This window comes from Serratia sp. CoH_134_PS_4 (genome assembly GCF_058190535.1).
Genome location: NZ_JBXWKI010000047.1, coordinates 1 through 404 on the forward strand (window position 1 = coordinate 1; position 404 = coordinate 404).

The 404-nt window shown below is 49.0% G+C and carries 2 tRNA genes; both read right to left on the reverse strand.

The features are described from left to right. Position 1: 1 nt before the first annotated feature. Positions 2 to 74: transfer RNA gene (locus AC2FCQ_RS24660), tRNA-Ala, on the reverse strand. A 123-nt stretch (positions 75 to 197) separates the two neighbouring features. Continuing rightward, positions 198 to 274 (reverse strand) — tRNA-Ile (locus AC2FCQ_RS24665). Between the last annotated feature and the right edge of the window lie 130 nt (positions 275 to 404).

Consider the following 404-nt stretch of genomic DNA (forward strand, 5'->3'; position numbering starts at 1 on the left):
GTGGAGCTAAGCGGGATCGAACCGCTGACCTCCTGCGTGCAAGGCAGGCGCTCTCCCAGCTGAGCTATAGCCCCATATCAGAAAAGCATTTTTACATCTTATCTACTACCTTCGCCAACTCGCTTCTAGTCAAAGCGAAGTCCTACGACGTTTATTCACATAAACGAATAGGGCGACAACGCAGGATAGGAGAGAATTGGTGGGTCTGAGTGGACTTGAACCACCGACCTCACCCTTATCAGGGGTGCGCTCTAACCACCTGAGCTACAGACCCGACAAGATGCTTTAAGACTTAACCGGTAAGATTAAGCCTTATGCTCTCTTTCATTTCATCAGACAATCTGTGTGAGCACTTCACGCGAATCAATATCATTAGGTAAGGAGGTGATCCAACCGCAGGTTCC